General features: G+C 31.8%; 18 protein-coding genes. 2 read left to right on the forward strand and 16 right to left on the reverse strand.

The features are described from left to right. Positions 1–197 precede the first annotated feature (197 nt). The 14 genes from J3477_RS10055 to J3477_RS10115 form a co-directional block, all read right to left on the reverse strand. The gene (locus J3477_RS10055) at positions 198–971 is read right to left on the reverse strand and encodes a GGDEF domain-containing protein (RefSeq protein WP_206869829.1); all 774 of its coding nucleotides are present in this window, start codon (positions 969–971) and stop codon (positions 198–200) included. 239 nt (positions 972–1,210) lie between these two features. Continuing rightward, a complete protein-coding gene (purD, locus tag J3477_RS10060) occupies positions 1,211–2,464 on the reverse strand; it encodes a phosphoribosylamine--glycine ligase (protein ID WP_206869830.1) in 1,254 nt (417 codons plus the stop codon). Between the two features lie 20 nt (positions 2,465–2,484). Continuing rightward, complete coding sequence (gene purH / locus J3477_RS10065; RefSeq protein WP_206869831.1) at positions 2,485–3,990, reverse strand: bifunctional phosphoribosylaminoimidazolecarboxamide formyltransferase/IMP cyclohydrolase; 1,506 nt, start codon at positions 3,988–3,990, stop codon at positions 2,485–2,487. A 24-nt stretch (positions 3,991–4,014) separates the two neighbouring features. After that, positions 4,015–4,626: a phosphoribosylglycinamide formyltransferase gene (gene purN / locus J3477_RS10070; protein ID WP_206869832.1), complete on the reverse strand. Its 612-nt coding sequence runs from the start codon at positions 4,624–4,626 to the stop codon at positions 4,015–4,017. Next, complete coding sequence (gene purM, locus J3477_RS10075) at positions 4,614–5,615, reverse strand: phosphoribosylformylglycinamidine cyclo-ligase (RefSeq protein WP_206869833.1); 1,002 nt, start codon at positions 5,613–5,615, stop codon at positions 4,614–4,616. Before purM ends, purN begins: the two co-directional genes overlap by 13 nt. Positions 5,616–5,622: 7 nt before the next feature. Then, positions 5,623–7,032 (reverse strand): amidophosphoribosyltransferase, encoded by a 1,410-nt coding sequence (purF, locus tag J3477_RS10080; protein WP_206869834.1) that lies wholly within the window; start codon positions 7,030–7,032, stop codon positions 5,623–5,625. Positions 7,033–7,055: 23 nt separating this feature from the next. Continuing rightward, entirely contained in the window at positions 7,056–7,760 is a 705-nt protein-coding gene (gene purC, locus J3477_RS10085; protein ID WP_206869835.1) for a phosphoribosylaminoimidazolesuccinocarboxamide synthase, read from the reverse strand. Then, positions 7,760–8,239, reverse strand: a complete 480-nt coding sequence (purE, locus tag J3477_RS10090; protein WP_206869836.1) for a 5-(carboxyamino)imidazole ribonucleotide mutase — start codon at positions 8,237–8,239, stop codon at positions 7,760–7,762. The genes purC and purE overlap by 1 nt, the downstream gene beginning before the upstream one ends. Positions 8,240–8,287: 48 nt before the next feature. Continuing rightward, on the reverse strand, positions 8,288–12,031 hold the full coding sequence (locus tag J3477_RS10095; RefSeq protein ID WP_206869837.1) for a phosphoribosylformylglycinamidine synthase: 3,744 nt from the start codon (positions 12,029–12,031) through the stop codon (positions 8,288–8,290). Positions 12,032–12,293: 262 nt separating this feature from the next. Next, positions 12,294–13,403 (reverse strand): alanine racemase, encoded by a 1,110-nt coding sequence (locus tag J3477_RS10100; RefSeq protein ID WP_228731262.1) that lies wholly within the window; start codon positions 13,401–13,403, stop codon positions 12,294–12,296. Positions 13,404–13,861: 458 nt separating this feature from the next. After that, positions 13,862–13,990: a hypothetical protein gene (locus J3477_RS26295; RefSeq protein ID WP_284691995.1), complete on the reverse strand. Its 129-nt coding sequence runs from the start codon at positions 13,988–13,990 to the stop codon at positions 13,862–13,864. A 48-nt stretch (positions 13,991–14,038) separates the two neighbouring features. Continuing rightward, positions 14,039–14,728, reverse strand: coding sequence for a YjbE family putative metal transport protein (locus J3477_RS10105; RefSeq protein ID WP_206869838.1), 690 nt, complete (start codon positions 14,726–14,728; stop codon positions 14,039–14,041). A 160-nt stretch (positions 14,729–14,888) separates the two neighbouring features. Further along, positions 14,889–15,779 (reverse strand): GGDEF domain-containing protein, encoded by an 891-nt coding sequence (locus tag J3477_RS10110; RefSeq protein WP_206869839.1) that lies wholly within the window; start codon positions 15,777–15,779, stop codon positions 14,889–14,891. Positions 15,780–16,213: 434 nt separating this feature from the next. After that, positions 16,214–18,409, reverse strand: coding sequence for an alpha-galactosidase (locus J3477_RS10115; protein ID WP_206869840.1), 2,196 nt, complete (start codon positions 18,407–18,409; stop codon positions 16,214–16,216). A 391-nt stretch (positions 18,410–18,800) separates the two neighbouring features. Here J3477_RS10115 and J3477_RS10120 point away from each other — a divergent pair, with 391 nt between their 5' ends. Then, entirely contained in the window at positions 18,801–19,295 is a 495-nt protein-coding gene (locus J3477_RS10120; protein ID WP_206869841.1) for an RNA polymerase sigma factor, read from the forward strand. Continuing rightward, positions 19,288–20,676, forward strand: a complete 1,389-nt coding sequence (locus tag J3477_RS10125) for a serpin family protein (RefSeq protein WP_206869842.1) — start codon at positions 19,288–19,290, stop codon at positions 20,674–20,676. The genes J3477_RS10120 and J3477_RS10125 overlap by 8 nt, the downstream gene beginning before the upstream one ends. A gap of 149 nt (positions 20,677–20,825) precedes the next feature. Here the strand turns inward: J3477_RS10125 and J3477_RS10130 are convergent, their stop codons facing one another. Further along, a complete protein-coding gene (locus J3477_RS10130; RefSeq protein ID WP_206869843.1) occupies positions 20,826–21,215 on the reverse strand; it encodes a (deoxy)nucleoside triphosphate pyrophosphohydrolase in 390 nt (129 codons plus the stop codon). 265 nt (positions 21,216–21,480) lie between these two features. Then, positions 21,481–21,852: a DUF3052 family protein gene (locus J3477_RS10135; RefSeq protein WP_206869844.1), complete on the reverse strand. Its 372-nt coding sequence runs from the start codon at positions 21,850–21,852 to the stop codon at positions 21,481–21,483. Positions 21,853–21,900 lie beyond the last annotated feature (48 nt).

Below are 21,900 nucleotides of genomic sequence, written 5' to 3' on the forward strand. Positions count from 1 at the left end.
TACCTCTCCTTGAAACTATGACTTAACGAAAATCATATAAAATCTTTGCAAAGCTCATTACGGTCTCAACTGAATGGATAAATACTTTAACCTATCCAAATTTCATTGTACAACTAAATAATGATACTTTTCATAAATTAATATTTCTACAAAATAAATAAAAATCCTCTTATATTACCTTAGTCTAAAAATATATTTTAATCAACAAATTTAACATTGTTCTTTCCGCTATTCTTTGCTATATAGAGAGCTTTGTCTGCCTTGTCAAAAAATTCTTTATATATTAGCTCCTTTTTATATTCTGACACTCCAACACTTACAGTTACTCGCTCTAGTTCAACATATATATTTTCTGAAACTAATTTTCTTACCTTTTCACCTAATATCAAAGCACCTTTAATATTGGTTTCTGGAGCAAGTATAACGAACTCTTCTCCTCCCCAACGAATAAAAAAATCTGTTTTTCTCAATTTAGAAGTTATAACTTTTGTTATATTCTTTAAAATTACATCTCCTCTACTATGTCCATATTTATCGTTAATTTTCTTAAAGTCATCAATATCAAATATTATCATTGATAATGGGATATTATATCTCCTGCATCTTTCAAGCTCAACTTCAATTATATCCTGAAGTTTTCTCCTATTAAAAGCGCCAGTAAGTTTGTCCACCAAAACTTCTTCTTTTAGTTTAATATTTTCTTCTTCAAGTTTAGCTAGTTTCATATTAACTTGTTGTAGTTTATTATGAATACATTTATATAAAACAAAAATATCAATTGCTATTATAATAATAAAGATTGTAAATGTGCTTTTCCCAAGAAGGGAGTTGTTTGTGATTATGTATTTAAAAATTATTCCTAATGACACTAGAGATATAACTGATAATATCAAAATTATTAACTTTTGAGTATTGTTAAAATACTTTTCTTTGTTTCCACTAGCTATAATATCTTGTTTTAAATCTTCCACTGTTATATATCCTCCAATAAATTAAATTCTCCTGTTCAATATTGCTCATCTTTACAAATATATTGGAGTATCTAATTTATTATTCATTAAATATATAACTAAAATATTTTTAATTATGTAAAAAAGACTGCCAAAGAATAAACTTTCATTTTGACAGTCCTTTATATATAGCTGTATCACTTCGTGATAAAATTTAGGTTATGTTTAATTTCAACACGGTGCTTTAACACACTTAACTTTTACTCAGATATTAATCCTATATCTTTTCTAAAATATCTTCCTTCAAAAATTACTGAATCTATATTGGAATATGCTTTCTCTCTAGCGGCTTCTATAGTATCACCTACTCCAACTACTGAAAGTACTCTTCCACCTGAAGTTACTAAAACCTCATCTTTAATAACTCCCCCAGCAATGAACACATTCTCTTTTACAGAAGGATCTATGTCTATCTTAAAGCCTTTTTCAAAAGCTTCTGGGTATCCTTTTGATGCCAAAACTACATTACAGCAAGCTCCTTTTTTCCACTTAACCTCTGCAGCACTTAACTTTTCTTCAAGTGAAAATTCTATAAGTTCTAAAAGATCACTATCCATTAAAGAAAGTACTGATTGAGTTTCAGGATCTCCCATTCTTACATTATATTCAAGCAGATAACAGCCTTTTTCAGTAATCATTACTCCAAAAAATATTATTCCCTTATAATCAAAACCTTCTTCTCTTATTCCTACAAGAGTTGTCTCCATTATATTTTTCTCAAAGTCTTCAAAAACTGAATCAGTAACATAAGGATTAGGCGCTATTACTCCCATACCACCAGTATTAGGACCTACTCCTCCATCAAAAATCTGTTTGTGATCTTTTGCTGATATAAAAGGAATTATAGTCTTGCCATCAGTTATTGATAATATTGAAGCTTCAACACCTTGTAAAAACTCTTCAATAACTATCTTTTTTCCTGCACCTTTAAACTTATCTTGTACCATAAAGTCTTTTATAGTATCTTCTGCTTGTTTAAAGTCTTCACAGATACTTACACCTTTTCCGGCAGCTAATCCATCTGCTTTTATTACTATAGGATAGTCAGCACTTTTTAAGTACTCTACAGCATTCTCACTATCATAAAAAACTTCATAAGCAGCAGTTTTTATATTATATTTTCTCATAAAATCCTTGGAAAAGCTTTTGCTGCCTTCAAGCATTGCAGCTTTTTGCTCAGGTCCAAATATCTTTAAGTTTTCCTTCTTGAATAAATCCACTATACCCTTTGTTAATGGTTCTTCTGGTCCTACCACAGTCAAATCGATGTTATTTTCTTTTGCAAACTTAGCCATTTCTTCGTAAGTTTCTAACCCTATATTCTCACATTTATCCTCTAGTGCTGTTCCACCATTACCAGGTGCTACATATATCTTTTCAACCTTTGGGCTTTTTGCAAGTTTCCATGCTATTGCATGTTCTCTTCCACCGCCTCCAATTAGTAAAAGCTTCATCAATAATCACTCCATCTATATTAGTGTTTGAAATGTCTTATACCAGTGAACACCATGCTTATACCATGTTTGTTGCACTGATCTACGGATTCTTGATCCCTAACAGATCCACCTGGTTGAATAATTGCTTTTATATCATATTTAGAAGCTTCTTCTACAACATCTCCAAATGGGAAGAATGCATCTGAAGCAAGAACTGTAGCTCCTGTTCCTCTTTTTAAGGCATCTATTGTAGGCCATATTCTGTTAACCTGACCTCCACCGATTCCCACTGCTTTTCCATCATTTATTACAACAATTGCATTTGATTTAACATATTTTACCACCTTCATACCGAAAATCATATCTTTCATTTCTGTTTGTGAAGGAGTTTTTTCTGTTACTACCTTTAATTCTTCTATAAGCTTCTTATCTTCTTCTTGTACTAATATTCCGCCATCCACAGTAACCATGTAATTTTTAGCCTTCGGTGCAGAATTTACCTTAATCACTCTTAGGTTTTTCTTTTTTCTTAAAACTTCTAAAGCCTCTTCATCAAATTCTGGTGCTGCCACTACTTCTAAGAATATCTTGCTCATCTCTTCTGCTGTAGCTTTGTCTAGCTTTCTGTTTACAGCTACTATTCCGCCAAAGATTGAAGTAGGATCACATTCGTAAGCTTTTACATAGCTATCATATACAGTTTCTCCTATAGCTACTCCACAAGGAGTATTATGCTTTAATCCACATGTAACTATTTCTTCAAATTCATTAACAACCTTCCACGCTATATCAAGATCCTTTAAGTTGTTATAAGAAAGCTCTTTTCCATTAAGTACTTCAAAGGTATTCATTGCACCATCTACTTCATTATTTGAGTAGTAAGCAGCACTTTGATGAGGATTTTCACCATATCTTAATTCTTGTTTCTTCTTGTAGGAAATTGAAAGGTATTCTGGATACTCTTCTTCTCCTTCAAGTAAAAAGTTACTTATAGCTCCATCATAAGCACTCATAAGATTGAACACTTTACCTGCTAGCACTTTTCTTGTTCTTAGACTTACCTCTTCACTTTGCTCAATTTCTTCTTTAACCTTGCTATAATCCTCTATATTGCTTATAACTACAACATCTTTAAAGTTTTTAGCTGCTGCTCTAAGCATTGTAGGACCACCTATATCTATAAATTCAACCTTTTCTTCAAAGCTAAAATCTTCTTTTACCTTTTCAAAGAAAGGATATAAGTTAACAACTACTAAATCTATAGTATCTATTCCTCTTTCTTTTATAGTGTTCATATGTTCTTCGTTGTCTCTTATAGCTAAAATTCCTCCATGAATCACTGGATGAAGGGTCTTAACTCTTCCATCAAGCATCTCAGGTGCTTTTGTAATTTCAGCTATTTCCTTAACTGCTACACCATTTTCTAGAAGATATTTGTAAGTACCGCCAGAGGATATTAACTCTACATCCTTACTAACAAGAAACTTAGCAAAATCAAGTATGCCATTTTTATCATATACGCTTAACAAAGCTCTTTTTATCATTAAAAAACCTCCTTAGGATTGGAACTACTCAGTAATAAAAGTTTTTCCTTCTTTTATTATAACTTTTCCTTCACTTATAAGTTTTATAGCTTTAGGTAAAATCTCATGCTCTTTTACAAGAATTCTCTCTTGAAGTGTTTTTGGTTCATCCTCTTCATGAACCTTAACTACCTCTTGAAGAAGTATCTCTCCCCCGTCAACCTCTTCATTTACAAAATGCACTGTGCAGCCTGAAAATCTAACTCCTTTTTTAATAGCAGCCTGATGAACTTTTATTCCATACATTCCAGCTCCTGAAAATGCTGGAATAAGAGAAGGATGGATATTTATTATCCTGTTCTTGAAATATCTTAGTAAATCTCCGTTTAGAATAGATAAGTATCCTGCAAGTACAACTAAATCAACCTTATCTCTTAAAAGTTCTAATATCTTATTTGAAGATTCAGAGCCAAATTCCTTCTTATCCACTACATACGCTGGGATATTTTTTTCTTTCGCTCTTGTTAATGCAAAAGCATCTTTTTTATCAGAAATAACAGCCTCGATGGAGCAGTTTAAGTATCCTTTTTCAATGCTGTCTATTATGGAGCCAAGGTTACTTCCTCCACCTGAAACTAACACTGCTATTCTAAACAAATCCCTGTACCTCCGTTCTTAACATATCCAATCTCATAAGCTCTTTCACCTTGAGATATCAATAGCTCAAGTACAGCATCTTTATCTTTTTTATCTACTGCTAATATGAAACCTATTCCCATATTGAAGGTGTTGTACATATGATCCTTTTCAACGCCTCTATTTATTATTTCCTGGAAAATGTTCGGAAGAGGATAACTATTCTTGTTAATAACCGCAGTAAGTTCTCTCTCTCCAAACATTCTTGGAACATTTTCAATAAAACCTCCGCCAGTTATATGTGCCATTCCCTTTATATCATAACTTTCTAGAACCTTCATCACTGGTTTTACATATATCTTGGTAGGCTCGATCAAAGTTTCCCATACTGGCTTTCCATCAAAATCTTCATTTAAATCAGTAAATATCTTTCTTACCAAAGAGAATCCATTAGAATGTATTCCTGAAGAAGCTAATCCTATTAGAACATTTCCTTCTTCTATAGTGCTTCCGTTGATTATCTTATCTTTATCTACAATTCCTACTGCAAATCCTGCTACATCGTATTCTCCTTCTTTATAGAAGCCAGGCATTTCTGCTGTTTCACCACCAACTAAAGAACAATCTCCTTGAAGGCAACCTTCTGATACACCTTTCACTAAATCTGAAGCTACTTCTGCTTCAAGCTTACCGCAAGCTATATAATCTAGAAAAAATAGTGGTTTTGCTCCATGACATAATATATCATTTACACACATTGCAACGCAGTCTATTCCTACAGTATCATATTTTTTTGTCTTAAAAGCTATATCAAGCTTTGTACCAACTCCATCTGTTCCTGAAACTAATACTGGTTTTTTATAGCCTTCAGGAAGTTCTACCATTCCAGCAAAGCTTCCAAGTCCATTTAAAACATATTTTGATAAAGTTCTGCTTGCATATTCTTTTATGAGTTTAACTGATTTATATCCTTCTTCAATATCTACTCCTGCTTGTTTGTATGTTAACATTTCTTCACTACCTTTCAAGATGATCTTTTGCTGTTTCTATTGGGGTTGAGACCGGATAAACTCCATTAAAGCAGCCTAAACAGTAACCTTTCTTTTCTCCAAAACACCTTAATAAACCTTCTAAAGAGATATAAGCAAGGGAATCCGCACCAATTACCTCATTTATTTCTTCGACTGTTCTATCTGAACCAATTAATTCTTTTCTATAAGATATATCTATTCCAAAATAACACGGAAATTTTACTACTGGTGATGCAACTCTAAAGTGAACTTCTGTAGCCCCTGCTTTTCTAAGAGCTTCAACAAGATGTCTTGAAGTTGTTCCTCTAACTATCGAATCATCAATAAGAATTACTCTTTTACCTTCTACATTTACTTTTAATGGATTAAGCTTTACTGATACTGCTCTTTCTCTCATTTCTTGATTTGGTGTTATAAAGGTTCTTCCAACATACTTATTCTTCACAAAACCTGTCTCATAAGGAATGCCAGAGGCCCTTGAATATCCAATAGCAGCAGAGATTCCAGAATCAGGTACACCTATTACAATATCAGCATCAACTTGAGATTCTTTGAATAGCATCTCTCCTACTTTAATTCTTGATTGATGAACATTTATACCGTCTATTGTGCTATCTGGTCTTGCAAAATAGATATACTCAAATACACAAGTTTCGCACTGAGTTTGTTCTGAATATCTTACACTTTCAATACCGTGTTCATCTATTATTACAATTTCACCTGGTTTTACGTCTCTTACAAAATCAGCACCAACTGTATCTAAAGCACAGCTTTCAGAAGCTAAAATATAGCTGTCATCGATTTTTCCTATACACAAAGGTCTTATTCCATTAGAATCCCTAACACCTATAAGTTTATCTTTAGTCATCATAACTAAAGCAAAGGAACCTTTTATGGTTTGAACTGCATCTGCTATAGCTCTTTCTATTCCTCTTTTTGCTCCTCTAGCTATTAAGCTTATAATTACTTCTGAGTCTATTGAGGTATGAAATACGTGTCCAGAATCTTCTAGAAGTTCTCTAAGCACATCTGCATTAACTAAATTTCCGTTATGTGCTATGGCAATAGAGCCAAGCTTATATGAGCTTAAAAGTGGTTGTGCATTTTCCACATTAGTGGATCCTGTTGTTGAATATCTAACGTGTCCAATTGCTACATGTCCTTTTAATTCCTCTAGGTGCCTTTCTTTAAAAGCTTCAGTTATAAGACCTAAGTCCTTATGAAGCTTTATGTTATCACCATCAGAAACTGCAATACCCGCACTTTCTTGTCCTCTGTGTTGTAGTGCATAAAGTCCATAGTATGTGATTCTTGCTACATCTAAGTTGTTCTTGGAAAATACTCCAAATACTCCACATTCTTCTTTAAACTTGTCTTCAATTGGCTCTATTCTCATAATCAGATTCCTTTCACTAATAATTACTGGTTAATTCTATTAAGTATTTCTACATATGCATCTTTGACATTTCCAAGATCTCTTCTAAATCTGTCTTTATCTAATTTTTCATTAGTAGTTGCATCCCAGAATCTGCAAGTGTCTGGTGATATCTCATCAGCTAGTATTATTTCTCCGTTAAATCTTCCAAACTCTATTTTGAAATCTATTAGCTTTATGTTCTGCTTTAAGAAGAATGCCTTTAGTACTTCATTAACCTTTTCAGTTATTTCATACATTGCTTTTAATTCTTCAAAGGTAGCTGCTCCGATTCCTACCGCATGGAAATCATTTATTAGTGGATCTCCTAATGAATCATCCTTTAAGCAAATTTCAAAAACTGTAGTCTTAAGTGGGAAACCTTCTTCAAGGCCTAATCTCTTAGCCATACTTCCAGCTGCTACGTTTCTAACTATAACTTCAAGCGGTACTATTTCAACCTTTCTGCAAAGCTGTTCTCTTTCGCTTAATTTTTCTATAAAGTGAGTTTTAACTCCTTCTTTCTCAAGAAGCTCAAAAAGTACTGAAGTAATTGCGTTATTTAAAACACCCTTGTCTTCTATTTGACCTTTCTTTTCTCCGTTAAATGCTGTTGCATCATCCTTATAATAAACTACTACCTCATCTGCCTTATCAGTTGCATATATCTTCTTAGCTTTTCCTTCATACATCATTTCTCTTTTTTCCATTATAGTTCCACTCCTTCTCCATTTTCTTTTATGAATTTTTCTTTCATATCTTTACGGAAATTTACTAGTTTTTCCTTAAGCTCTGGATATTTTAATGAAAGCATCTGTACTGCAAGCATACCAGCATTATAACTGTTATTTATTCCAACTGTTGCTACTGGTATTGATTTAGGCATTTGAACTATTGAATATAGAGCATCTAACCCATTTATTGCTGCGTTTACAGGTACTCCTATTACAGGCATTGTTGTGTGTGATGCTATAACTCCTGGTAGATGTGCTGCAAGTCCAGCACCAGCAATGATTACTTCAAAACCTTGTTCATCTATTTCATGTAGAGTTTCCATAAGCTTTTCAGGAACTCTATGAGCAGATAATACAAAAGCCTTATATTCTACTCCAAATTCCTTAAGAGCATTAGCCGCTCCCTTCATTACATCAGTATCTGATTTTGAACCAAAGAAAATTGCTACTTTCATCTTATACCTCCGAATTAATTAAGATTATTTTTATTATTAATTTCAACACTATTTAAAGTAATTCACACCAGACTTGAAGAGTTTTTGGTCAAACTCTCCGATAATGTTCTTATACATGTTGGCACCTATTCTTTCTGAATGCCCCATCTTGCCAAGTATTCTTCCATCAGGACTTGTTATACCTTCTATAGCAAGCATTGACCCATTTGGATTGTGTGGCATATTCAGTGTAGCCTCTCCATTCATATCCACATATTGAGTTGCTATTTGACCCTTTGATTGAAGAACTGTTAAAAGTTCCTCTGGTGCAACAAATCTTCCTTCACCATGTGATATAGGAACTGCATGGATATCTCCTAGATCTACTTCATTAAACCATGGTGATAGCTTTGAAACTACCTTAGTATTTACTATGGAACTCATATGTCTTCCCATGGTGTTAAAGGTTAAGGTAGCCATATCCTCTTCCATATCAACTATTTCTCCGTATGGAAGTAGACCTAGCTTCACAAGTGCTTGGAAGCCATTACAAATCCCTAACATAAGCCCGTCTCTATTTTTTATAAGCTCCATCACAGCATTACTAATTCTTTCATTTCTAAACACTGTAGCAATGAATTTTGCTGATCCGTCAGGTTCATCTCCAGCACTAAAGCCTCCTGGAAGCATTATAATCTGACTATTTTTTATCTCTTTCTCCATCTGTACTAAAGAATCAAGAAGACTTTCTTTCGTAAGGTTCTTTAGTACTAATTGTTTTACTTCAGCACCTTCTTTTTCAAAAGCTCTTGCACAATCATATTCACAGTTTGTACCTGGGAATACAGGAATTAATACTCTTGGTTTTGCAATCTTAATTGCAGGTAACTTTCTATAGTTACTTTCATATAAAATAGAAGTTATCTTTTCACTTTCTTCTTTAGTCTTAATCTTAAACACTTTGCTTAATTTTCTTTCCCACTGTAATATAAGTTCATCAATATCAAAGCTCTCATCTAAAACTTTAATTGCTGCTTCTTCTATTGTTTCACCAATAATCTTGTAACTAGCCCCTTTAAATTCACTTACAATATCTACTCCACTTGGAACTTCAAGTATAAAAGTTCCATAGTTAATATTGAAAAGTTCTTCTTTGCTTATTGCTGAAAGCCTAACCCCAATTTTGTTTCCGAAACACATTTTAGATATTCCTTCACAAATGCCCCCATTTTTCAAGGAATATGCTGATATAACTTTTTTCTCTTCGATTAATCTTTCAATTACTTCTACATTTTTCTTAAATTCTTCTATATTAATAAGTTCACTTTCATCTCTACTTACACTTACGTAAACAACTTGAGAATTTACTTTCTTAAACTCAGGCGAAATTATATTTCTAGCTTTCTCAACTGCTACTGCAAAGGATACTAAAGTAGGTGGTACATCCATTTCTCCAAAACTTCCTGACATACTGTCTTTTCCACCTATGGCCGCTATCCCTAAATCTATTTGAGCTTGATATGCTCCAAGTAATGCTGCAAGTGGCTTTCCCCATCTTTCTGGATTCTTTCCAAGCTTTTCAAAATACTCTTGGAAGGTTAACCAAACCTTTTTGCTTTTCCCCCCACACGCAACTATCTTTGCTACAGATTCTATCACTGCGTTATAAGCACTATGGTATGGACTCCATTTTGCAATCTTAGGGTTAAATCCAAAGGCCATTATAGTTGCTTCTTCAGCCTCTCCATTAACTACAGGTATCTTTGCTGCCATTCCTTCTGCAGGAGTTAACTGATACTTTCCTCCAAAAGGCATTAGCACAGTTCCTGCTCCTATTGTTGAGTCAAATCTTTCAACTAAGCCTTTTTGTGATGCAACATTTAAACTCTCTAGAGTTTTTCTCCATTGTTCATTTAAGCTTGTATCATTAGCTTCATTAAACACATTCTCTTCAAATCTAGGTGCCTTTAATATCGCATCTGTTCTTTGCTTTGCTCCGTTTGTATCCAAGAAAGCTCTGGATAAATCTACAATCTTTTTACCATTCCAAAACATTCTCATTCTTTCAAGATCAGTGACTTCGGCAACAATACTTGCTTCTAAATTTTCTTCAAGAGCTAGCTCAACAAACTTTTGCCCATCTTCTTTTGAAACAACAACCGCCATTCTTTCCTGAGATTCTGATATAGCTAGCTCTGTTCCATCAAGACCTTCATACTTCTTAGGTACTAGGTCTAAGTTGATATCAAGACCTCTACAAAGTTCTCCAATTGCTACAGAAACTCCACCAGCGCCAAAGTCATTACATCTTTTTATCATAGTAGAAACCTTAGGATTTCTAAAAAGTCTTTGTAACTTTCTTTCAGTTGGTGCATTTCCCTTCTGCACTTCTGCTCCGCATTGTTCTATTGATTCAACTGTATGTTCCTTAGATGATCCAGTTGCTCCACCACAACCATCTCTTCCCGTTCTTCCACCAAGAAGAATTATCATATCCCCCTTTACAGGTTCTTCTCTTCTTACATTCTTAAGTGGTGCTGCAGCTATTACTGCACCAATTTCCATTCTCTTAGCAACATAACCAGCATCGTATATTTCACTAACCTGTCCAGTGGCAAGACCTATTTGATTTCCATAGGAACTGTATCCATGTGCTGCCCCTAAAGTTATCTTTCTTTGAGGCAATTTACCTTTTAGGGTATTTTCTATAGAAACTGTAGGATCTCCGCTTCCAGTAACTCTCATAGCTTGATATACATAAGTTCTGCCTGATAGCGGGTCTCTAATCGCCCCACCAAGACATGTAGCTGCCCCACCAAAGGGTTCTATTTCAGTAGGATGATTGTGGGTTTCATTCTTGAACATTACTAGATAATCTTCATTTCCTTTTTCTGTTTCAACTTTTACTTTTATGGAACATGCATTTATTTCATCTGAAATATCTAGATCTTCAAGCATTCCTTTACTTCTAAGTTCTTTCATTGCTATTACAGCTATATCCATTAAAGTCATATCTTTATTTTTATTCTTATATAAAAGCTCTCTTGCTTCTTTATATCTGTTAAAACTTTTAATGATCGGACTTGAATAGATACTTTCTTCTATTTCAACACTTTCTATTGAAGTCAAGAAAGTTGTGTGTCTGCAATGATCTGACCAATAAGTATCTATAACCTTTATCTCAGTAATACTTGGATCTCTTTTTTCTTCTGAGAAATATTTTTTTATCAATGTTAAATCTTCTATTGTCATAGCTAAGCCTAATTCTTGATGAAGGGAGCTTAACTGTTCTTCATTCATATTTATAAAACCATCTATATTTTCAACTTCACTTGGAATTTCATAGGATGAGAATAACTCTTTAGATAGAGGATCAACCTCTCTTGAATCAACAGGATTTATGTAATATTGCTTTATCTTTGCTAGTTCATCTTTACTTATATTGCCGCTAATGCATACAACCTTTGATGACTTTATTTCAAGCTTATCTCCTGCTGTTAGAATTTGAAAGCATTGCTCAGCTGAGTCTGCTCTTTGATCATATTGGCCTGGAAGGTATTCTACTGCAAAAACAGCTTCTCCTTCTGAAATAGGAAATTGGTCTTCATAAACTTTATCTACCATAGGTTCAGAAAAGATTATAGCCTTTGCTTTTTCATAAACTTCACTTTCAACTTCATTGAAAGAATATTTGTTTATTAAACGTACCTCTTTAATAGTGTTTATTCCTAAATTTGTTTTGAAGTCCTCTAGTAGTGCTTTTGCTTCAATGTCAAAGCCCTGTCTTTTTTCTACATACAAAGTTCTAATCATGATTTCCTCCCAAAACACAAATATTCAGATTTTATTCTTTAACTTATTCACAGACTTAATTGAATTATAATTTCCTAAAGAATAAAAAAATCCTAAGGGCACACTTAGGAAAGTAATCGCCCTTGATTACGAATTATATTTCAAAAAGTTATAAAATTATTCGCTTTTATAAAAATAAAATAACACTTGCTCCATACTTTGTCAATGATAAAACAAAAAAAATAAGTTATCATTCGTTATATAACGAACAATAACTTATTTATCAAGACAGTTGATTCGTTATGTAATTTTTCTCCACTGATGAATCTGCAAGTATAGGCGATATATCAACTCTAAGTATACTTTCTATATTTATGTCATCCATAGATATTAATGTAGTATTCATGTTAGCTGTACCAAGAACTCTTACCCCAATATTTCCTGAAAAGATAACTGGTCTAAACTTAACATGATTATAAATAACCTTTAAAAGATCATAAAACACATTATGCTTTACTGCCTTATTAAAGCCAAAATGTTCTATGTTGCCAAAACCTAAAACACCAACATGCATATCTTTTTTAGCTTTATATTTACAGCCATAACCAACATCCCCTCCCTTTTTTACAAAGTGAGTATTAACTGGTTTTGCATAAAATCCATAAGCCTTTTTGAATCCTTGATTTAACCCATCATATCCATACAAAATATTTCCCGTTCTAACTGTATTGGTAAACTCAGCTAGCTGTCTATATTCACTGTTTAGTGTGCAGGTAGAATTTAAGCAGTGTATATGAGGTATCACACCTATATATTTTTCAACAGCTGCCCTGAATATGTTAATTTGATTTTTGGTATACTTTACGTTACCTCCATAATGCAAGTGAGTATATATTCCATCTATACTTATATTTTCAAATTCGTTTTTTATTCTCTCAATTACACTATCAATTCTATCTGGACTTATTCCCATTCTATTCATTCCACTATCAATATATAAATGAATTTTTATGTTTGCTTCAGGTGAAAGTTTATCCAACATAGCTTCGTTATCTATTGTAAAAATTACATTATCCATATCTGTATTAAAATCAGTGAACGTTACCAGTGGTGATAACAGTAGAATTTCTTTTTGACTCCTAACTCTCTTAGCCTCTTCTAAATCTCCAACTGCGAAGAAATCTACAAATTGATCTAAATATTCAGTCACTCCTTCAATTCCTAATCCATAAGCATTTCCTTTAACAACTGCTATTATCTTCTTGTCATTAGTCAATTCTTTTATTCTATCTACATTCTTCTTTATCTTATCTAAGTACACATCGCACCAAAAATTCTTCATATGATGTTCCCTTTCTATCTCTAATCCTTGTACCTTTTTGAATTTGTCCATATATAGGCACTGCCTAAAAGTATTATTATCACTGCTTTTACAATTGTTGCGGTATCCATATATATCACCTTCTAATTATAAATAGATGCACACTTCGCATTCAAATTTATTTTTTTAATTACAGTCGACGCAATACATCTTAATTCAATATTATATACCATAGAAATACAATTTAAAATTAATTTTTACACAAATTAAGCTTGTATCACTGCGCAACAAAATTTATTTTAGTTAGCTTTTATATGTAAATAAACATAAAAAAAAGCTGCCATTTGGCAGCAAGATCCTACGTAATGACCAAATCGGTCATTAGTATTATATACACTTTTCCATATTATATACATTTTTAAAATTTAATTTTTAGGGGGGTAAAAATTAAAACTTATTATGTTTATATAATAGCCTTGAATTGTATTATACTTATGGATTAAATATGTTTTGTTTATGTGAAGAAAACTTTACGAAGTTTTTAAGGACTCAATATCAACATTTTCCTGCCTTCCGTTAGATAAATAGCTATGCCTCAATTCATACTTTAGTTTTTCCGAAAAATTTATAAGTTCCAATATGCTCTTTAGTTCTCCCACATTCATCCATCCTATCTTTCATTTATGTAATTTTTATTATACTATTTCTTAGAGATTTTCAATACCATAAACCAACACTGCTAATGCGCATAGAATTGAAAAAATCAAACCAAGTGCTGGATTTATATTATTTATCACAGCTGACACTAATTTATCGTCAAAAATCATTTTCACTGCTGTATAAACTAGTAAAGCAGCACACATGTATATAATTATAGGGAATCTTATCATCATCTCAGCAATAAATTCACTTCCCCAAAATATAATAGGCATGCATATCATTAATCCGAAGATTACCAGACCCATCTGCTGACCTGTTATCTTCTCAGTATCTGTCATTGCAATAGAAACTATTGCTAATACATTATCCAAGCTCATACTTATATCTGCCACTGTTATAGATATAAGCGCCTTAAAAAAGCCCCCTGTTTGTCCTTTTTTTCCGTAAACACTTTTATTTTGATCTTGAATCATATTAAAAGTAATATATATAAGCAATATTGCTCCTATTATATTAATATGGAGCCACTCTAAAGTGTATAAAAAGCCAATAATACCAACAAAAAATATTCTAAGAAGAAGTGCTACCCATACTCCCATAATATTAGCAAGCTTGGCCTTCTTTGGTGGTAAATCTTTTATTGCCAATGCTATTACTCCCACATTATCACCAGAAAGAACTAAATTGATAAAAAAGATTTCAATTCCCTTTGAAATAAGTTCAGAAAATGTGTACATATTAACCTCCATTTACAACAGCGTGTACTTTGCTATAAATATTTCTATTTTGTTTAAATATACGCTATTATGTTTGCTAAATATGCTGTATCCATTGTTTAAATTTTAAAAAAGAAAAATAGGAGAGAAATCATTAAATAAAGATTTTTCTCCTATCATACTAAAATACAATTTTATTTCTTCCAGAATTTTTAGCTTCATATAATTTTTTATCAGCAAGATTCAAAAATTCTTCCACTGTTATATCCTTATTTGAGGTTGAGCATATTCCAAAGGAAGCAGTTATTTTTATATCTTCATTATTATGAATAAACTTCTTTTCCGCTATTCGCTCATGCATTCTTTCAGCTATTACCAATGCAGCTTTTTCATCAGCCCCTGGTATACATACTAAAAATTCTTCTCCTCCGTATCTTCCGATCCAATCTTTCTTATTTCTTATACATTGCTTTAGGCATCCAGCTAATTCCTTTAAGACAAAATCCCCTGTGGTATGCCCAAATCTATCATTAACTCTCTTAAAGTAATCTACATCAACCATTATTATTGAAATAGGTTCGTCTTTCTTAAAACATACCTTCATGTCTATTGGTAGTGTTTCATCAATAAATCTTCTATTACCTATGTCTGTTAACGAATCCCTTATAGTCATAAGTTTCAAATCATTTATTATATTATTAACCTTACAGCCTTTACCATCTAAACTATGACCATAAAAAAGACTATCTGTAGTTTCTTTAATAAGTTCTACTATTAATGTCTTGTTGTTAACTTCAATTGGTAATACTGTAATCAGATAAGATTTATTATCTAAACTTTCTATTTTCATATAAGTTTTTTTATCCTTTAAAGCTCTAATAGATATACAGTTATCACAGATGGATTCTTTACCAATTTCATTAAAACATGAACTAGCTTTCTCAACCAGAGTATTTCCATTATACAAAAGCACTCTCTTTGTAATTGGATCTACTACCCTTATAACATCATATAGTTTGTGAAATATATTTAAATTATTTTCAATAAAATCTATGGTTATATCATTATCCATATATCAAAATCACTTCCAATCATTATAATACTTTACATTCTCAAAATCATCTACTTGAAATTGTAACAGCTTTTCCAATAAATCTATAATATAAGTTGTACACTTTAGCAATGATGTTTAAACTTTTAAAGAAATAAGTATTTAAGTCAATCAATAAATTAGATTTTGGTGATTAAATCTATATTTCTTCAAGTATGGACCCTATTTATAGTACTCTTATTATCGAAATTAAAACTAAGTTCTTTATAATAATTAAGTGCAAACATCTTAAAAATTCAAGTTGTTTGCACTTAATTATCGCATTATTTAATTATTTTTCAAGTTTTTTCTGATACATTTTCAAAAAATCTGTAACTTTTAGATATTTATAACAGAGCTATATATACTATACATGTTACAAATAAACATAATCCACAAAGTTTTGAGTATTGTTATTATTTTGATTTAAGCTTCCAAACAACACTTTGATAATCTCCAAATAAAAATGGTATTGTAATACCTGAATACATTAATTGATCTCCGCAAAAAACCCCTTCACATTCACTTACAACATATTCTTTATCAGAATCTAATCCTATAAGTTTGAGTTTCCTTACAGGTGCATCAGCCTCAGCAAGGATTCTAAAATAAGCCACCACTGCTTCACTCTTATCCTCTGATACATACATCCAAGCAGTTTCATTTCCCTTACCTTCAAATGGACTTATCAATCTGAACATATCACCAAATTGAATCAAAGCTCTTAATTCTTTATACTGCGTTATTTGTTCTTTAACTTCTTCCTTTTCATTCTCTGTGAACTTAGTAAGATCTAACTCATATCCAAAATTACCTGACATAGCTACATCACCTCTCATCTTGAGAGGTGTATTTCTTCCAACTTGATGGTTCGGAATAGCTGAAACATGAGCACCCATAGTACTAGCAGGATATAAAATACTAGTTCCATATTGAATTTTCAATCTCTCTACTGCATCTGAATCATCACTAGTCCAAATTTGAGGCATATAATAAAGTATTCCTGGATCAAAACGACCACCACCACCTGAACAACCCTCAAAAAGAATATCTGTAAACTCATTAGTTAGCTTATCCATAATCTTATATAAGCCCAAAATATATCGATGCGCAGTTTCTCTTTGTCTATCTGCTGAAAGAAGTTTTGATCCTACTTCTGTCATGTTTCTGTTCATATCCCACTTTACATAACTTATAGGTGCACTGCTTAACACCTGCGAAAGAACTTTTATTATATAGTCACAAACATCTTCCCTTGATAAATCTAATATCAATTGAGTTCTTGCAGTAGAACGAGTCCTTTCAGGCACATGTAAACACCAATCCGGATGAGCTCTATATAAATCGCTGTCAGGTGAGACCATCTCTGGTTCAAACCATAGTCCAAATTTCATATTTAAATCATTTATTCTATCACCTAAATTTTTTAGCCCATCAGGTAATTTATTCTTATCTACTATCCAATCCCCTAACGAGCAATCGTCACTATTTCTTTTTCCAAACCAGCCATCATCCAGTACAAAAAGTTCAATACCAAGCTTCTTTCCCTCTTTTGCTATATCTGTGAGCTTTTCTCCATCAAAATCAAAATAGGTAGCTTCCCAATTATTTATTAATATTGGTCTTGTCTTATCCCTATATCTACCTCTGCATAGTCTTGTCCTATATAGCTTATGATAAGTTCTAGACATTGCACCAAGCCCATCAGATGAATATACCATTACTACCTCAGGTGTTTGAAAATCTTGGTCTGGTTCTAATAACCATGAGAAATCAAATGGATTTATACCTAGTGAAACTCTTGTAGATTTATACATATTTATTTCAGCTTGAGCCAAGAAATTGCCACTATACACCAAACTTAACCCATAAGCTTCACCTTTTTCTTCTGTACAATCTTGGCTTATTATTGCAATAAATGGATTATGTTCATGACTACTTGATCCTCTTCTACTTTCAATTGTGTGCATACCTGGAGTCAGCTTCTCTCTGATGATATGCCTCTCTCTAGCCCAAGACCCATTAAGATGTAAGAAATCAAAATCGTCTCTTATAAAATCTACACTCATACTTAATCCGCGTAGGAGTTTTAAATTACTATTTCCTTCATTAACAAATCGCGCACTTCTTGTGATAACATTATATTTTTCAAACACAGTATATAATAGATGTACTCTTAAACCAATCAAGCTATCAATCAACACTATCTCCAAAGTTTCTGCTTCAGCTTCATCTTCAACATAAGTGGCCGGTAAACCATTAAGTTTTGGTTTACCTTTAAAAATCGTATATGATTCATATCTTAAATCAGTTATAGTTGAACCATTTTCAAGCTGAAGTTGATAAGCAGGAGTACGAAAATCAGTATTTCCGTAAGCTGGGTACTCCTGTGGAAGTGTATCTAGCGAGAATATCTTGTCTTTAACATCTGGGTTTGCAGAAAAAGAAGTTCTTCCCCTATAAACCAACATCTCTTTTGCATTTACATTTCTGATTTTTTTACCCCAGTATAGATGAGCAAGATATCCCTCTTTTACAATTTGCATGATATAACTTGTATCTCCTGCTTGTAAGTGAAAAACTTTATTATCTTCATTATATGCAATGCCCATAATCCATCCATCCTTTTATAAAAAACTTAAAAATATATGATTCATCAATACTCTGTTTATCTTAATTTTATGTAATATATTTTACCAAACCGCAATTAAAACGTATACAATGAGATATGATGAATTATTTTTATAAATTTATATAAAATTACAGTGCTTTTTCAACCTGATCCATTTCCACATATTGACTATTATGAAAAATCAATTAACCTTAATATAGATGAACCACTTCCTACTTAAATTTATATTTTCAAATTCTTCTCTCTGAACCCAGAAGAGTTTTGAAAATAGATTACGGATTGAAGTGTTTCATCCTTATATACAAATTTATTACATTAACTGAAACATTTTGAAGTTGCCAATCGTTTATATATTGGAGGGGGGTTAAGGTATGTATACTATATCCCAATATGATAGTGATTACTTTTACGAAAAAATAGAAACCCATGGAAATACAGTTTATAAAATATGTAGATTATATTTGAGGGAAAATGCAGATATTGAAGATGTATTTCAAAAAGTATTTTTAAAACTTATTGAAAAGAAACCCTACTTTAAAAACCAAGAACATGAACATGCTTGGTTTATTAAAGTCACTGCAAATACATGCAAAGATTTTTTAAAAAGTTTTTGGAACAAAAATACTGTTTCTATTAATGACCTTGATTATGTTACAGAGGATATTGAGCTTAGCGAAGTATTTGAGGCTGTATTTAGTTTAGAACCTAAATATAAGATTGTAATTTATATGTATTATTATGAGGGCTATTCTACCTCAGAAATATCTAATATATTAAAAGTTAATGAAGCTACAATTCGTACTCGCCTAAAGAGAGCTCGTGAAAAGCTTAAAAACAAATTAGAAAGGGATGAGTTTTATGAGTGACAAATTTAAAAAAGATTTAAACAATATACAACTAAATGATGATTTAAAGAATAAAACAATGGATATGATAAAACAGACATTAGCTAAAGAGCAAACTTCAAGAAATATATTCTCCCCCAAAAAATCTTTTATTTTTGCTTTTACTTCTTTTATACTAGTGCTACTTATTATAGGCATAACTGTTATTAAGGGACCTTTTAATAATTCAGTAAAAGCAAAAGATTTAATGCAAGGCATTAGTTCTGAAAATATAACCTTAAAAGAAAACCTTTCTAAAGAGTTTTTAGATTCAACTTCAGAATTTTCCATATCAATGTTTAAAGAACTTTCAAAAGAAAAAAATGCTGTTTATTCACCTTTATCATTATGTCTTTCCTTAGGTACTATACTCAATGGTTCTGATGGCACCTCAAAGGATGAGATTTTAAGAACATTATCTAAGTATGGCGTAAGCGAGGCGGATTTAAATATCTACTATAAAACTTTAACTTCAAGATTAATGAAAAACAGCAAAAATCCAATATTAAATATATCAAATTCTATATGGTATGATAATGAGCTTAATATAAATAAAGATTTTCTTGAGCTAAATAAGACTTATTACGAAACTAGTGCTTACAAACTTGACCTTCAATCAGATAACGCTCCAAATTCCATTAATGCATGGATTAATAAAGTTACAAACAAGAAAATAGATACAATGGTAGATACTATAGATAAAAATGCAGTTATGCTCATATTTTCTACTCTTTATTTTAATGATACCTGGAAGTTTCCTTTTACTGAACCCACCCATAAATCAAATTTTACAACAAGTGATAATAAAACTATTAATGCAGATTTCATGACTAATGAAATGAATATAAAAAACATTTCAACTGAAACCGAACAAATTATATCACTTCCATACAAAGAAGGAAATCTATCCTTTATAGCAATGATGCCTAATGATAATATTAACATCCGAGATTATATCGCAAAGCTTGATAAGGATACACTAGCTACTAAAATTAATTCTTTACAAGTAAGTGATACACATGTTATACTTCCGAAATTCCAAGTTGAATACAAAAAATCACTAAATAAAGATTTATCTTCACTTGGAATAAATACTATATTTGATGAGGAAAAAGCTAACCTTTTAAAAATGGGCTCAACAAAAGGCAACATTTTTGTAAAAGATATAGCTCAAAAGACCTACATAAACGTAGGTGAAAAAGGAACTGAAGCAGCTTCTGCAACCAAAAGTGAAGCGATCTCCAAAGGTATTTCTACAGCCAAAATAATAAACTTCAATCATCCTTTTGTATATCTTATTATAGATAATGCTACTAATCTTCCACTATTCATGGGAGTTATGGATGCTCCAAATCAAAAATAAATCTAACACAATATAAGTTCTTAAATTATCTTTAAAGCTTTCATAAAATATGTGAAAGCTTTTTTATTGTAAAGGACCTAAAATTTTTATGGACGTTAAATATATAAATTTCAATAATTTTAGATTTTGGCTATGTTTAAGAATATTGTTTAAATAGCACCTAGATTTTTAAGTTTCTTAACTAAAGGTACATCTGCAGGTGCAAAATTGAATTTATCTATCTCTTTAATAGTAACCCATCTTATTGAACTATGGACTGAGAGTTTAATCTCACCACTTATAAATTGTGCAAAATATGCAAGAAGTTTTATCTCACCATATGAGTAATCATATATACTTTCACCAAAGAAATCACCCACTTCAATATCTATATCAAGTTCCTCTTTTATTTCTCGTTTTAGGCACTGCTCATCTGTCTCACCTATTTCTATCTTGCCTCCAGGGAATTCCCACATTCCTTCTTCTTTTTCATCTTTTCCTCTTTGGGCTATCAATATCAAATCGTCCTTTATGATAATAGCTGCTGTTACTTCTTTCATATGGTACTTCCTTTCAAAATTTGGTTTATAAATTCTAATATAATAATTATAATACTTTTAAAACCAGTCATACCAATTATCTAATAATTTTATTTATCCTTGTCTCATAATAAAATCCACCACTATGTATAAAACTTAGCGGTGGATTTAAAGAGTTCCTATATCGAAACTTAATTTATACTTGTACGAAAATCCCGGCTTCTATGGACTTTCGGGCATATATAAATTATATAGTTGAGTTAGGAACTCTATATAATTTTGAATTCTATATTCTTTTAAACCTCATTGCAGCCCAGGTTTCATTTAATGCCACACTACTGCAAGCTATAAAACCATGCTCAGGAGTAGTAGCAAAAAGAATATCCCTGTTTATATCATATTTGTTCTTTCTATCAGACTTTGGATACGAAATCCATAGAACTCCGACTTCTGATAGGTTTCCTATAGCTTCTTCAATTCTATCGTAATAATCTCGCTTTGAATTCACAAAAAGATGTACAAATCCATATTTATCTTTTTTTGAGAAATCAACTACTTCTTGACTAATTGCCATTGTTATATATTCCTCAGGTGCGTAAAGATAAATTCCCGTTGTGCCTTCCTTCAATCTCATTTTTTTATATACTGTACTTTCCATAACATTCTCTCCTATGTAAAGATGAAACACTTCAATCTCAAATTTATT

The organism is Clostridium zeae (genome assembly GCF_017312485.1).
GTDB lineage: Bacteria > Bacillota > Clostridia > Clostridiales > Clostridiaceae > Clostridium_AR > Clostridium_AR zeae.